We start from the raw sequence: 13,016 nt of genomic DNA on the forward strand, positions 1-13,016 counted from the left end.
GCTGCGCGCCACGGCGCCGCGCAAGGCCGCCGCGCCGGTGCGGCCGCAGGGCAAGGGCCGCCGCATCACGCGCCACTGAGCCGCCCGGGCGGATCGCCGGGAAGCCGGGCCGGTCAGGCCCGGCACCTGCAGCCGCGCGGCTCCGCTTCTCGTTTACTTTTGGGAATGTTATCCTTTACCCTGCCCGGATGGGCACGAGATCCCCGCCGCCGCGCACCTTCGCAGCCAGCCACGCCCGGGGCGGCCGGGCGCCGTGGCGTCCAGCGGGCCCGACCGACTGCCGCGTCACGGCGTGGACCGGGCTGCCCGGGAATTTGTCCGAAGCGCGCGATGGCGCATCCGCGGAAGTGGCCCGACGGCATGGCGCCGGAGCGCCGGTGCGGCCCTACGCCGGCCTGCGCGGCGGATCCCGGCTCAACCCCTTGGCGGCGAGCGCCTGCTCGTAGGCGGCCCAGCGTTCGGCGTGCTGGCGACCGAGTTCATGCAGATAGTCCCAGGAATAGATCCCGGTGTCGTGCAGGTCATCGAAGACCAGCCGCACCGCGTAATTGCCGACCGGCTCCACCTTCAGGATGCCGACATGACGGCGCCCCGGCACGATCACGCGCTGCCCCGGCCCATGGCCCTGGACCTCGGCAGAGGGGCTCTCGACCCGCAGATACTCGGCCGGCAGGGCGAAGCGCTCGCCCGAATCGAAGGTGACGTGCAGCACCCGCTCGGCGCGATTCAGACGGATTTCCGTGGGCGTCGGCATGCAAGCCGCCGGTCAGTCCAGCTTTCGCGCCTCTTCCGGCAGCATCACCGGGATGCCGTCGCGGATCGGATAGGCAAGCCCGGCCTTCTCGCTGACCAGCTCGGACCGCGCGCGGTCGTAGCGCAGCGGACCCTTGGTGACCGGGCAGACCAGGATCTCCAGCAGCCGCGGATCCACCGGCGCGCCCGCATGCCCCGTCTCGCCACTCATCGCCGCATTCCCTCGCAATCCCGGCGCTGTCTAGCTTGGCCGGCCTTCGGGCGCCATGCCATGGCTGTCCATCTGCATCAGCGCGATCAGCATCCGCGCCCGCTCCTCGGCGCCGGCCGCCTCCAGCAGCGCCTGTTTCTCCACCACCTCGAAAGGGCAGACCATGCAGAGGGTGGTGACCAGCATCGCGTCCGGGGTGTTCTCCACTGCCTCCCAGTTCGCCTCGATGCCGCGTGCGCGGAAATAGGGGCGCAACGCGCCCAGCAGCGCCTCCCGGTCCAGCTGAGGCTTCGGCCCCTCCACCCCCAGATCGGCGGCGTAGCCCGCATAGTCGGCGCGCACGCGCCGGTAGCCGCGCCGCCCCGCGATCTCCTCGGCGATGCGGAAGCGGATCACGCCGGTCAGCGTGATCAACAGGCGGCCGTCATCGGTCTCGGCGAAGGATGAGACGCGGCCGAGGCAGCCGACGCGGTAGACCTGCGACCCGGCCGCCGTCTTCGGCAGGGCCGGGTCCCCCTGCACCATGCCGAACATCCGCCCGGACCCGAGCGAATCCTCGACCATCGCCAGGTAGCGCGGTTCGAAGATGTTCAGCGGCAACCGTCCTTCGGGCAGCAGCAGCGCGCCGGAGAGCGGGAAGATCGGGATCTCCGCGGGGAGATCCTCGAAGGCGGGATGGAAGGCGGGCATCGTCTCCTGCTCGGCCGCACGCGGCGGCCCTGGGCTCGCCCCGGGCCGCGGCGCATCGCGCGCCACGGCCGGCGGCCCGACGGGACAGCTCAGCGGAACAGAAGGGTGGAGAGCTTCCGCCGTCCCGCAAGGGTCGCGGGGTCGTCGAATCCCCAGGCCTCGAAGAACTTGAGCAGCTGCTTGCGCGCCGCCTCGTCGTTCCAGGCCTTGTCGCGCCGGATCGCCTCGATCAGCGCATCCACCGCCTTGCCCCGCTCGCCCATCGCGTTCAGCGCGACCGCCAGGTCGATGCGTGCGGCGTGGTCGTCGGCGTCGGCGGCCAGGCGGCGCTCGAACTCGCCGAGCTTCTCGCGGGCCTTGCGGCCCTCGATCGCCAGCTGGAGGGCGGAGCGGACGGACGCGACCTCGGCGTGGTCCTTCAGCTTCTCCGGCACCTGGTCGAGCACCTGCTGCGCCTGCTCCTCCTCGTCCAGGTTCATCAGCGCACGTGCCAGGCCGGCGAAGGCCTCGGCGTTCTCCGGCTCGGCCTGCGCCAGCGCGGCGAACAGCTCGAGCGCGGTGCGGTGATCGCCCTGCTCCGCGGCCGCCTTCGCCTCCGCCAGCAGGTCGGCGCCGGGCATGCTGCCGCCGCCCATCTTGAGAAGGTTCTCGACGAACTTCTTGACCTCGCCTTCCGGCAGCGCGCCCTGGAACAGGTCGGCGATCTGGCCCTGCACGAAGCCGACCACGGTCGGCACCGACTGCAGCGGCAGTCCCATCTGGGCCAGCTGCTGGACCAGGGCGCGGTTCTTGTCGATGTCGATCTTGACCAGCCGCACCCGGCCCTGCGCCGCGCGCACCACCTTCTCGAGCGTCGGCGTCAGCGTCTTGCAGGGGCCGCACCACGTCGCCCAGAAATCCACGAGTACGGGGACTTCCTTGCTGCCCTGGATGACGTCCTGCATGAAGCTGCGCTGGTCGCCGTCCTTCACCGGGTCGGCGCCGCCGGCGGCGCCGGACAGCCCGTTGCCGCCTGGCGCGGTCTGGCGGGTCGGGTCGAAGATCACGTCCATTGCGGGCATTCCCCAGTCCTGTTGCCCGTTAGATGCGCAGCATCGGCGCGAAGGGCAATGGGGGCCCCGCCGTGCCCGCGGTCAGCCAGGGGCGGCCTCCGGCGGATCGACCAGTTCGGGCGCGTGGCCCAGGCCCTCGAGGAAGCGTAGCAGGTCGGCGGGCCGGATCGCGGTGGTCATGGCGTTGGTCAACGGGTGGAAGTTCACCCATTCGAAGCCCTGCATCAGGTGCCGGTCGAACACCGGCCGCACGGCGCCCGGCCTGGCATTGACCAGGCCGAAAGGGGTGACCGAGCCGGGCTCGACCCCGAGTTGGGCGAGCAGTTCCTCCGCTGTCGCAAACCCGACCCGCGCAACACCGATGGCACGCGCGAGGGCGTTGACGGAAACCCGCCTGTCTTCCTCAAGCACCGCGAGCACGAAGGGTCCCTCTGTCTTCCGGGGCGCCAGAAACAGGTTCTTCGAATGGCCGCCGGGCAGTTCGGGGCGAAGCGCCTTGCTCTGTTCCACCGTGAAGACGGGCGGATGGGACACGGTGCGGTGCTCGATGCCGAGGGCATCGAGGCGCGCAAGCAGGGCCTTGGGCGTCTCGGGCATGGTGGGGTGTCTTGGCGAGGGTTGGGGCCCGGTGATTGCCGGCACCGTGGGTGGCTTGCAATCCCGCGTCGCCGTGGTAAAAGCCGCGCCCTCGACGGAGCGCGGGCGTAGCTCAGGGGTAGAGCACAACCTTGCCAAGGTTGGGGTCGAGGGTTCGAATCCCTTCGCCCGCTCCAGTCGGTCTCATGACAACCTGTCTCTCATTGATGTGCCCTGGCGCTGAGGCGCAGGTTCGGCCGACCTTTGCGCGGAAGGCTTGATACTTCGGCACCGCAACGGCTGGCCTTCGGGCGTCTCGCTCCGGGTTTGGTTGCGAGCTTTGGTGCCCTTGGAAGGCACGCTATCCGTCCCTCGTCTCACTGCGCCGTCACCGCCGAGCAGCCCCACGTTTCGTCAACGCTCGAGGCTCTTCGTGTGATTACGTCTCCTTCATGATTGCGTGGTTGGTTTGTGCACGCTTCAGACGGAGGCCCCGCTGTGCGCCAGCTTTCCATAGGTCGAGTTGCGACAAGTCTCGCGGCGGTCCTTGCCGCGAGCACGCTGGCGCTGTCCGCCATCCTCGTGCCCGAGCGCCTGCGCGACTGGCGCGACGCCGAGCGCCAGGCCGGGATCACCGTGGCGATGGCAACCATGGGTAAAGCGTTGATCGAACTGTCGTTGGAGCGCTCGCTCGTCCAGGTGGCGCTGCAACTGCCCGATCCGCTCTCGCCTCAGTTCCGCGACATGATCGAGCGTCAGCGCACTTTGGCGGGAACTGGCTTCACCGAGGCAATCGGGATGCTGCGCGCGGTGGGCACGCCCGAGGCCATGGTCCTGGCGCACGACACCGAGCAGCGGCTGGAGGGATTGGCAGGACTTCGTCGCCCGGCGAGTGGCCAGCTTCGCCGCCCACTCGCCGATCGTGACCCCGAGGTACTGGAGCGCTGGGCTGCCGAGGTCCCGGCCCTGATCGCCGAGATCGAGAACCGCCGTGGCACCGCGCGAGGCATCGCTGAGCCGGTGCCGGCCGGCGTCGCGATCCGTGATCAGCTGCAGCACCTCGCCTGGGCCGTGCGCGAATATGGCGGCCGTGACCGCACCTACCTTGCCACGGCGCTCGCCGCGGGCCGCAGGCTTAGCGAACAGGATCTGCGGCGGATGGAGGGGCTCGACGCACCCGCCCGCCGCCGGCTCTATGCGCTGGAGGCCATCGAGCGCCACCCCGCATTGACCGATGAACTGCGGAGCGGGCTGCGGCAATTGGTCGACGAGTATCGCGGCGGCTACACGCAGTTGCGCGCCTCGTTGATCGAGGCCAGCCGTATGGAGCAGCCCTATCCCGTCAGCTTCGACGCGTATTTCCAGGAATCCAGCCGGGTGCTGGGCCTCGCAACTGCGCTGTCGGTGGCCGCGGGCAATGCGAACAAGGCTTACTGGACCGATATGGGGACGCAGGTGGCGCGCGAGACCGCGCTTGTGCTGGGGCTCACCTTGCTGGCCATCGCGGCCGCCCTGGGGCTGGTTTGGTTTGTGCGGCGGCGTGTCACGCAGCCGTCTGCTGGCCTTGCAATGCTCGTCGAGCGCATCGCGGACGGGGATCTGGAGGCGCGCGCCGATCTCGGCCGCCCGCCCCAGGAGATCTCGCGCGTCGCCGGGGCGTTGGAGACGCTGCGCGCTCGCCTGATCGCCGCGCGCGCGGAGGAGGCACGCGCCGCGGCCGACCAGGAGGCCAAGCTGCGTCGCCAGCAGGCGACAGAGCGCTTCGCGGCCGATTTCTCCGCAGTGATCGGCGGGGTTCTGAGCGAACTCGGCCAATCCTCCGCCCGCATGCGCGAGACGGCGGGCACCATGGCCCAGCTCGCGGCCTCGACGCGCGACGAGGCCGCGGCGGTGCAGGCGGCCAGCGAGGCCGGCGCGCTTGGGCTCAACGAGGCGCGCGGCGCTGCCACCCGACTGCGTGAGAGCGCCCAGGCCGTCACGGCCGGCGTGCGCCGCGCGGGCAGCCAGGTGGCCGCCGCCGTTGAGCAGTCCGCCGATAGCGAGCGCTTGGTTCATGGTCTCTCCGCGGCGGCAGCCGAGATCGGCGCGGTGATGGAGACCATCCGTTCCATCGCGGGGCAAACCAACCTGCTCGCGCTCAACGCCACCATCGAGGCGGCACGGGCGGGCGAGGCGGGCAAGGGGTTTGCCGTCGTCGCGGGGGAGGTGAAGGCGCTCGCTGCCCAGACAGCGCGCGCCACGGAGGAGGTAGCGCAGCGCATCGCGGCGGTCCAAAGCTCCACCAACGCAGCCGCGGGCAGCATCGCGCGCATCGCCGAGGCCGTGGCCGAGATGCGCCTGGCGGCATCGGAAATCGCCGAGGGCATTGACGCCCAGGCGGCGGAGATTGGGGCCATCGCGGGCCGGCTGGACGAGGCGGTCACCGGCAACGACGATGTGCTCGCACGGATGCGCTCGCTGGCCGCGGCTGCCGAGGCCGGCGGCGGGGCTGCCCAGAGCGTACTGGTCGTCTCGCAAGAGGTGGGCACGCGGGCCGAGGCGCTGCGCGGCGAGGTGGACGGCTTCCTGGCCTCGCTCGAACGCGCCGGCGACCGGCGCCGCTACGACCGCCAGAGCGTTGACTTGCCGGCGCGGCTCGAGTGGCCTGGGGGCGGTTTCGACACGCGCGTGGACAACATCTCGCGCGGCGGGGCGCGGGTGAAGGGGAGGCCAGACCGGCCTGTGGGCTCGGAGGTGCAGCTTGTCATCGCTGGCCTGCGCCCGATTTCTGCTCGGGTCGCACGGGAAGATGAGGGCGGGACGGGGCTCCTTTTCGTGGCGTCCGAAGCCACGGAGGCGGCACTTGATGTGATGCTCGCTCAGCTCGATCGCCGCGCTGCGGCATGAGATACCGTTTGAGAATCGTTCAGCCCGACGCGGGGGTGATTTGCGTCGTGTATGAACGGCACCTTCGAGACAACGGATTTTGGCATCATACGAGATTCCCCGTGCGCTTGCTGACGTAGCGCGGGGCACGAAGGCGGTGACAGACACAGCTCACGGCGTGCGCGCGTGTGCGGCGCAGACGAGCGCAGCCGCATCGCAGGCCTGTGCCGCATCCTTTGAGCTGGCTCAGCGGTCGGAGCAATTGAACCAGCAGGTGACGGACTTCCTCTCGGGCATCTGTGCTGCGTGGCGCAAACGCGCTTTCATGGATCGGAACGCAAAGTCTGCAGCTTTGCGTTCTGCTCCCGCCAGCGCTCAGGGAACTGGCCGAAGAGCCGCGGTAGCGTGACGCTTGGTCCCTGGCGCCCGTTCAGGATGTCTTCGACCAGGTCCGGCGCGAGCGTGGTCAGTTGAAGCAATCGGCCGAGGTAGCCCCGGTTGATGTTCTCCCCTTTCGGCATCTCGGTGATGGAAGCGTAGCGTCCCTCATCCAGAAGCCGCTGGTACCGGAACGCGCGTGGCAAGCCCCCATGAGGTTGGCCGGGTTCAATGAGAGCCTCTTGTTGAGGCACCCAGCCTGGTTACCCTGCGTGGCGGCGCGAACAGCACGACTTTTGGGGCTGGCGGTCGGTAGCCCAGCGACGAGTGCGGGCGTTTCTCGTTGTAGTGCCGCCGCCAGCGCTCGATCAGCACGCGCGCTTCCGCGAGGGTGTGGAACACTTCGCCGTTCAGCAGTTCATCCCGCAGTCTGGCATTGAAGCTCTCCACATAGCCGTTCTCCCAGGGGCTGCCTTTCTCGATGTAGGCCGTCGTCGCTCCGACGCCGACAATCCAGCCCTTCACGGCGTCGGCGACGAACTCCGGCCCTTGGTCGGAGCGGATGTGCGCAGGTATGCCACGCGCGATGAAGAGATCGGCGAGCACGTCAATGACGTCCGTCGAGGAACGCTTCCGCGCCACCCGGATCGCCAGCGCCTCGCGCGTGAACTCATCCACCACGCAGAGCATCCGGAACCTCCCCCAGTCGTCTGTCCGGTCCTCGACGAAATCGTAGGCCCACACATGATTGGCGTGTTCTGGCCGCAATCGGATGCAAGAGCCGTCCGCCAGCCACAGCCTGTCGCGCTTTGGCTGCCGCTGCGGCACCTTCAGACCCTCACGGCGCCAGATCCGCTCCACCCTCTTGTGGTTCACCGCCCAACCCGCATCCCGCAGCAGCGCCGCAATCCGGCGGTAGCCGTAGCGCCCGTAGCGCCGCGCCAGCTCGATGATGTCGGCCGTCAGCGCCGCTTCGTCGTCCGCACCCCGCGGCCGCTTCTGCTGCGTCGAGCGGTGCTGCCCCAGAACCCGGCAGGCGAAGCGCTCCGAGACACCCAGGCTCGCCGTCACATGCTCAACGCAGCGCCTCCGGCGGGCCGGGCTCACCAGTTTCCCGAGGCGGCCTCCTTCAAAACCACCTTCTCGAGCGTCAGGTCCGCCACTGCCTTCCGCAACCGCGCATTCTCCCGCTCGAGCTCCTTCAGCCGCTTCACTTGGTCGAGTTTCAGCCCGCCAAACTCCGCCCGCCAGCGAAAGTACGTCGCCTCGCTCACCGCGATCGCCCGCACCGCATCCGACACCGGCTTCCCCTGCGCCACCAGCACCTACACCTGGCGCAGCTTGGCTACGATCTCCTCCGGCGTGTGCATCCGCTTCCGGCCCATGCTCCGCCTCCCTCGGCTCCCGCGGCTCTCAATACCGCAGGCCCACTCCTACCGGGGAAGACCACAGACAGCCGGCGGCATCCTCGGCAGCTATGCGGCAACCGCAGCGCTCGACACCTTTATCGCCACGAAGGGCGACCGGCACTCGGCCGATCCGGCCATGCTGCACAGCGCGCGTCTTGTGATGACGACAGAGACGGAGGAGGGCTCCGCCTGGGCCGAAGCGCGCATCAAGGCGCTGACCGGCGGGGATCCGGTGACGGCGCGCTTCATGCGGCAGAACTTCTGCACATATGTGCCCGCGTTCAAGCTGACGATCAGCGGTAATCACCAGCCCGTGCTGCACAATGTCGATCAAGCGGCACGGCGCCGCTTCAACATCGTGCCCTTCCTGCACGCGCCGGCGACGCCGGATCCGGATCTGCCAGACAAGCTTCGTGCCGAATGGCCCGGCATTCTGCGCTGGATGATCGCGGGCTGCATGGATTGGCAGCGGCTGGGACTTCGTCCGCCCAAGGTCGTGGTCGACGCCACGGCCGAGTACTTCGACGAGCAGGACATCCTGGGGCAATGGCTTGAGGAATGCTGCGAGACGGGACTGGCGTTCGGCGAGGTCTCCAAGGTGCTGTTCAATGCGTGGCGGATCTACGCGGTCGACCGCGGCGAGAGCCCGCACAACCCGAAGTGGCTCGGCACGGCGCTGCAGCGGCGTGGGCTCAAGAGCGTCCGGGACTGCGATCTGTTTCGCGGTCGCGGGTACCGCGGGGTGCGCTTGCGGGTGCCGTCGGAGTCGACTGGCGATGATCCGGAAGGATAGGAGCACAGGCTCAGCGACCTGAGCGACGCGTGCGTCGCGTCTTCGCATTGATCGCTCTACGCGCGCGCACGCACACGCGTGTGGGCGGCAAATGAGATCACGCGTCGCACGCGACGCATGCGTCGCTCGACAGCGAATGCGCGCGCGGGAGTCCCGGCGCTGCCCGTCCTGTCGTGACACACGCGCGTCTTCCCGTGCAGAAAAACAGCGCCTCTCACGCCGTGGTCGTAGCGCTGCGTAGAGCATCGCAATTGCGGCTGATTGAACCGACGATTCCTGATCCCGTAGAATCACGCTGCGCAGCGGCGCTGGTGCTGCTGTCGCTGGAGCGCCGCATGCCAGCCAAGCCCTTCACGCCGACCGACGAGCAGCGTCGCCTGGTCAAGGCGATGGCCGGCTACGGCGTCCCGCATGACGACATCGCGCTCGTCGTGAAGTGCAGCCCCCCGACGCTGCGCAAGCGCTTCCGCCACGAGCTCGACGTCGCCACCATCGAGGCGAATGCCCGCGTGGCCCAGACGCTCTACCAGCAGGCCACGACGCCGGGGAACATCGCGGCGACGATATTCTGGCTCAAGGCCCGCGCCGGCTGGCGCGAGAAGCACGCCGTCGAGGTCACCGGCAAGGACGACGCGCCGGTCGCCCAGCAGATCGTCGTCGTCCGCCGCTTCGTCGATCCGCAGGAACGCGCCGCCGTCATGCTGGAGGGCAAGGCCGAATGACCGCTGCTCCGCCCTCGCCGATGTTTCCGGCCTACAAGACGGCGCCGGTCGCCGAGTTGATCCCCTATGCCCGCAACGCCCGCACCCACTCCGACGCGCAGGTCGCCCAGATCGCCGCCTCCATCCGGGAGTTCGGCTTCACCAACCCGATCCTGGTCGATGGCGAGCGCGGCGTCATCGCCGGCCACGGGCGGCTCATGGCGGCGCGCAAGCTCGGCCTGGCCGAGGGTCGCACCGACCCCGACGAGGTGCCGGGCCTACCGGAAACACCGCTCACCCGTTCGGGTGATGTCTGGCTGCTCGGCCGGCACCGGCTGGCCTGCGGTGACAGCACCGATCCGGCGGTGGTCGCCAAGGCGCTGAACGGCGTCCGGCCGCACCTGATGGTCACCGACCCGCCCTATGGCGTGGAGTACGACCCGGCCTGGCGGAACGCGGCCCTGGAGGGCTCCGGCACGAAGCGGACGGGGCGCGTGCTGAACGACCACCGGGCGGACTGGCGCGAGGCCTGGGCGTTGTTTCCGGGGGATGTGGCCTATGTCTGGCACGGCGCGCTGCACGCCACGACCGTGGCCGAGAGCCTCACCGTCTGCGGCTTCGACATCCGTGCCCAGATCATCTGGGCCAAGGACCGCCTGGTGCTCGGGCGGGGCCACTACCACTGGCAGCACGAGCCCTGCTGGTATGCGGTGCGCGACGGCGCCAAGGGCCACTGGGCCGGGGACCGCAAGCAGACCACGCTCTGGCAGATCCCGTACCGCGACCAGGACGCGGCGACGGTGCACGGCACGCAAAAGCCGATGGCGTGCATGCGGCGGCCCATCGAGAACAACTCCAGCCCTGGCCAGGCGGTCTACGAGCCGTTCAGCGGTTCAGGGACGACGCTCATCGCCGCCGAGATGTCCGGCCGGGCCTGCCAAGCGGTGGAGTTGTCGCAGGCCTATGTCGATGTCGCGGTGGCGCGCTGGCAGGCCTTCACCGGCGAGGTGGCGCGGCTGGAGGGCGACGGGGCGAGCTTCGCCGAGGTCGCCCAGGCACGCGGCGTGGCAACGGAGCAGGCGTCGTGACGGCGCATGCGCCGACCGCCGAGGAGCGCCGGACGGTGCGCGCCATGGCCGGTTTCGGGGTGCCGCAGGAGCAGATCGCGACGTTACTCGATATCGATGCCAAGACGCTGCGCAAGCACTTCCGGGCGGAGCGGGACCGCGGCTCGATCGAGGCGACGACCAAGGTGGCGCAGTCGCTGTTCCGGATGGCGACCGAGGGCAACAACGTCGCAGCGCCGATCTTCTGGATGAAGGCGCGGGCGGGCTGGCGCGAGAGGCATGACATCTCGGTCGGCCCGAGAGAGGACGGGCCTGCTGCGGTCGTGTGGAAGGTGATCAGCGGGGTGGAGCGCACCGATCAGCTCAGCGACGACGAACTCGCGCGCATCGCCGGCCGCGCCCTCGACGAAACTGGCGCCTAGCCACGCCGCATCGCATCTGCTCACCACCGACCAACGACCGTTGCTCAGTGGTGAACAGGGTGAGTGCGACAAGCCCCTAACCATCGTTGATCTCTCCCTGCCTTGACAGGCTCTGGGCGCGGCGACCGGGCGTGCGGCGGCCAGCGCGGGCAAAGCTAAATGCGTGCGAGGCATGGGGGGATAACGCGCGGAGACGGCACCCAAATCGTCGCTTGCCATTTGGCCGATCGGAGTCCATTTTGAGCCGAATGGCAGGCGGAGGGATTGATGCTCGCCCTGACAGAGATCGTAACGCGGCATCCGGACTATTCGGCCGAGCCCATCACCGACCAGGAGGCCGAGGCGGCGTTCCGAGCGGTTCTCAACCTGTTCCAGCGCTGGAACGTGACCGACGAGCAGGCCGCAGTGCTGCTCGACGTCCCGCCGCGAACCCTGGCCCGGTGGAAGGCTACACGGGCGCCGGGGCGGCTCGGGCGCGACGGCAAGGCACGCCTGTCGAACCTGCTTGGCATTCACAAGGCCCTGCGGGTCGTCTTCCGGGAGCCGCAGCGAGGCTATGGCTGGGTCAAGACAACAAACCAGGCCTTCGGCGGCCGTTCCGCTCTCGACGTCATGCTGGGCGGCGAGCTCACCGACCTGATGCGGGTGCGGCGCTACCTCGACGCAGAGCGTGGCGGCTGGTGATCGACCCGGCCTCGGTGTCGACGAGTGGGGTCCAGTGGGTCGGGGCGCGCCGGATCATCCGCAGCATCCATCCGCCGATCGACCTATTCGAGGATATCGCCGATCCAGAGGACTGGCCGCTGCTGATCGCGGCCGAGATGAAGACCAACCCTCGTCTCAAGGAAGCCATCGGCAACCTCGACCAGGTACTGCCGGCACGCCGGGTCTCAGGGCCAGGCGCGTCGTACCTCATGGCGCCCTTTACTCACGCCAGCCCGGACCGGCCGAGCCGCTTCAGCGACGGCCGCCACGGGGTCCTCTACGTCGGCCGAACCTTTGAGACGGCGCTCGCGGAAACCATCCATCATCACGAGCGGTTCATGGTGGCCACCACACAGGAGCCGGGCTGGACCTCGCAGTTCCGGGAGCTTGTGCTCGACGTCCGAGGCGAACTGCACGACCTGCGCAGCGGAGGAGACTTCGCCTCCGCCTTGGATCCCGATGCATACGCCACGGCTCAAGCGTTGGCAGTTGCATTGCGCGTGGCTGGTTCGGAGGGGCTAGTCTACCCGAGCGTGGGCGACGCGGGCGGGGAATGCGCCGGCCTATTCTACCCGGACCTTGCCGGCAGCGTGGTGCAGGGGCGGCACCTCGATTACCACTGGGACGGTGCACGCGTGGATTTAGTCCGCGAGGTCTCGACACCGTCGAGGGTTTTCCGGGTCGGATAGCCGAGTGTCGCGCGGCCGAGCGCTGTTCACCTCTGTCGGCGCGGCGGCCGAACGAAGCGGCTGCTGGCCCCTGAGTAAGCGCTTCGCACCGGCATCTCGCGCGACGGATGTGCCGCCGAGGGAGCCCGAGCCCGCTCTGCCCCTGCTCCGCGGTCGAGACCCGGTAGAGCCCGACCGCGTAGCGCGGGACGCCCCTGCCCTGCCGGTCAGCCGGCATCGGCGATGCGGTAGATGCTTTAGGAGCCCTTGGCACCCTGCCGGTCCCGGCCGACCTGGCGCACCCGCTCCAGCACCTCGATTGCGATGCGCTGGCGCGTCTTCAGCCCGGCCAGGAACCCGCGCACCGTGTGGGCCTGCCAGCCGGTTGCCTCGTCGATCTGCGCCACGATCGCGCCCTCGGGCCGGCGCAGCAGGGCGAGGACCGACGCCTGCTTTGTGCCCTCGCGCGGCTTGCGCGGCACGCCGGGCTGGCGCGACTGCCGGGGCGGCTTGCCGGCGAGGGCGGCGCACGGCGCGGCGACTTTGCCGATGCGTCGCTAGACACCAGCAGCATCGCCTTCGTGCTCGACTGCCATGTCTGATGGGATGGACGGTCCCCGCTTCTCTGCGCCGATGTGCGAGGCTGGCCTTCGGTGCCACTTAGCGGAGGAGGAGCGATCATGCAGGTGACGACCATTGGCCTCGACATCGCCAAGCAGGTGTTCC

The 13,016-nt window shown here is 69.3% G+C and carries 15 protein-coding genes and 1 tRNA gene; 8 read left to right on the forward strand and 8 right to left on the reverse strand.

Annotated elements, in window-relative coordinates:
- Window positions 1–385: 385 nt before the first annotated feature.
- The 5 genes from OZN99_RS14190 to OZN99_RS14210 form a co-directional block, all read right to left on the reverse strand.
- On the reverse strand, window positions 386–754 hold the full coding sequence (locus tag OZN99_RS14190) for a DUF971 domain-containing protein (protein ID WP_270935894.1): 369 nt from the start codon (window positions 752–754) through the stop codon (window positions 386–388).
- 12 nt (window positions 755–766) lie between these two features.
- Entirely contained in the window at window positions 767–964 is a 198-nt protein-coding gene (locus OZN99_RS14195) for a Trm112 family protein (protein ID WP_270935895.1), read from the reverse strand.
- Window positions 965–994: 30 nt separating this feature from the next.
- Entirely contained in the window at window positions 995–1,654 is a 660-nt protein-coding gene (locus OZN99_RS14200) for an LON peptidase substrate-binding domain-containing protein (RefSeq protein WP_270935896.1), read from the reverse strand.
- Between the two features lie 89 nt (window positions 1,655–1,743).
- Window positions 1,744–2,706 carry a tetratricopeptide repeat protein gene (locus OZN99_RS14205; protein ID WP_270935908.1) on the reverse strand — a complete coding sequence of 321 codons (963 nt, stop codon included), beginning with the start codon at window positions 2,704–2,706 and terminating at the stop codon, window positions 1,744–1,746.
- Between the two features lie 81 nt (window positions 2,707–2,787).
- Entirely contained in the window at window positions 2,788–3,303 is a 516-nt protein-coding gene (locus tag OZN99_RS14210) for a prolyl-tRNA synthetase associated domain-containing protein (protein ID WP_270935897.1), read from the reverse strand.
- A gap of 101 nt (window positions 3,304–3,404) precedes the next feature.
- On the opposite strand from OZN99_RS14210, the gene OZN99_RS14215 reads away from it, so the two are divergent.
- Window positions 3,405–3,479, forward strand: a tRNA-Gly gene (locus OZN99_RS14215).
- A gap of 301 nt (window positions 3,480–3,780) precedes the next feature.
- Window positions 3,781–6,168 carry a methyl-accepting chemotaxis protein gene (locus OZN99_RS14220; RefSeq protein WP_270935898.1) on the forward strand — a complete coding sequence of 796 codons (2,388 nt, stop codon included), beginning with the start codon at window positions 3,781–3,783 and terminating at the stop codon, window positions 6,166–6,168.
- A gap of 302 nt (window positions 6,169–6,470) precedes the next feature.
- Here the strand turns inward: OZN99_RS14220 and OZN99_RS14225 are convergent, their stop codons facing one another.
- Entirely contained in the window at window positions 6,471–6,731 is a 261-nt protein-coding gene (locus OZN99_RS14225; RefSeq protein WP_270935899.1) for a hypothetical protein, read from the reverse strand.
- A 22-nt stretch (window positions 6,732–6,753) separates the two neighbouring features.
- Window positions 6,754–7,850, reverse strand: a protein-coding gene (locus tag OZN99_RS14230; protein WP_270935900.1) for an IS3 family transposase whose coding sequence is annotated in 2 segments (ribosomal slippage) — window positions 6,754–7,643 and window positions 7,643–7,850 — 1,098 coding nt in all. Because the reading frame shifts where the segments join, the coding sequence is not laid out codon by codon here.
- A 37-nt stretch (window positions 7,851–7,887) separates the two neighbouring features.
- On the opposite strand from OZN99_RS14230, the gene OZN99_RS14235 reads away from it, so the two are divergent.
- The 6 genes from OZN99_RS14235 (at window position 7,888) to OZN99_RS14260 (ending at window position 12,311) form a co-directional block, all read left to right on the forward strand.
- Window positions 7,888–8,727: a phage/plasmid primase, P4 family gene (locus OZN99_RS14235; protein ID WP_270935901.1), complete on the forward strand. Its 840-nt coding sequence runs from the start codon at window positions 7,888–7,890 to the stop codon at window positions 8,725–8,727.
- A 194-nt stretch (window positions 8,728–8,921) separates the two neighbouring features.
- Window positions 8,922–9,449 carry a hypothetical protein gene (locus OZN99_RS14240; RefSeq protein WP_270935902.1) on the forward strand — a complete coding sequence of 176 codons (528 nt, stop codon included), beginning with the start codon at window positions 8,922–8,924 and terminating at the stop codon, window positions 9,447–9,449.
- Entirely contained in the window at window positions 9,446–10,516 is a 1,071-nt protein-coding gene (locus tag OZN99_RS14245) for a site-specific DNA-methyltransferase (protein ID WP_270935903.1), read from the forward strand. Before OZN99_RS14240 ends, OZN99_RS14245 begins: the two co-directional genes overlap by 4 nt.
- Window positions 10,513–10,917, forward strand: coding sequence for a hypothetical protein (locus tag OZN99_RS14250; protein ID WP_270935904.1), 405 nt, complete (start codon window positions 10,513–10,515; stop codon window positions 10,915–10,917). Before OZN99_RS14245 ends, OZN99_RS14250 begins: the two co-directional genes overlap by 4 nt.
- Before the next feature lie 267 nt (window positions 10,918–11,184).
- A complete protein-coding gene (locus tag OZN99_RS14255; protein WP_270935905.1) occupies window positions 11,185–11,601 on the forward strand; it encodes an MbcA/ParS/Xre antitoxin family protein in 417 nt (138 codons plus the stop codon).
- On the forward strand, window positions 11,598–12,311 hold the full coding sequence (locus tag OZN99_RS14260) for an RES family NAD+ phosphorylase (RefSeq protein WP_270935906.1): 714 nt from the start codon (window positions 11,598–11,600) through the stop codon (window positions 12,309–12,311). The genes OZN99_RS14255 and OZN99_RS14260 overlap by 4 nt, the downstream gene beginning before the upstream one ends.
- Before the next feature lie 236 nt (window positions 12,312–12,547).
- On the opposite strand, the gene OZN99_RS14265 is transcribed toward OZN99_RS14260, so the two are convergent.
- Window positions 12,548–12,772 carry a DUF3489 domain-containing protein gene (locus OZN99_RS14265; RefSeq protein WP_270935907.1) on the reverse strand — a complete coding sequence of 75 codons (225 nt, stop codon included), beginning with the start codon at window positions 12,770–12,772 and terminating at the stop codon, window positions 12,548–12,550.
- Window positions 12,773–13,016 lie beyond the last annotated feature (244 nt).

Origin of the sequence: Falsiroseomonas oryzae (genome assembly GCF_027856955.1) — a bacterium.
In the GTDB taxonomy this organism is placed as follows: Bacteria; Pseudomonadota; Alphaproteobacteria; order Acetobacterales; family Acetobacteraceae; genus Falsiroseomonas; species Falsiroseomonas oryzae.

Bases quoted from the DNA above. Each gene is read 5' to 3' on its own strand.
- OZN99_RS14195 (WP_270935895.1), bottom strand. From the start codon at position 964: ATGAGTGGCGAGACGGGGCATGCGGGCGCGCCGGTGGATCCGCGGCTG.
- OZN99_RS14245 (WP_270935903.1), top strand. From the start codon at position 9,446: ATGACCGCTGCTCCGCCCTCGCCGATGTTTCCGGCCTACAAGACGGCG.
- OZN99_RS14190 (WP_270935894.1), bottom strand. From the start codon at position 754: ATGCCGACGCCCACGGAAATCCGTCTGAATCGCGCCGAGCGGGTGCTG.
- OZN99_RS14200 (WP_270935896.1), bottom strand. From the start codon at position 1,654: ATGCCCGCCTTCCATCCCGCCTTCGAGGATCTCCCCGCGGAGATCCCG.
- OZN99_RS14255 (WP_270935905.1), top strand. From the start codon at position 11,185: ATGCTCGCCCTGACAGAGATCGTAACGCGGCATCCGGACTATTCGGCC.
- OZN99_RS14205 (WP_270935908.1), bottom strand. From the start codon at position 2,706: ATGGACGTGATCTTCGACCCGACCCGCCAGACCGCGCCAGGCGGCAAC.
- OZN99_RS14210 (WP_270935897.1), bottom strand. From the start codon at position 3,303: ATGCCCGAGACGCCCAAGGCCCTGCTTGCGCGCCTCGATGCCCTCGGC.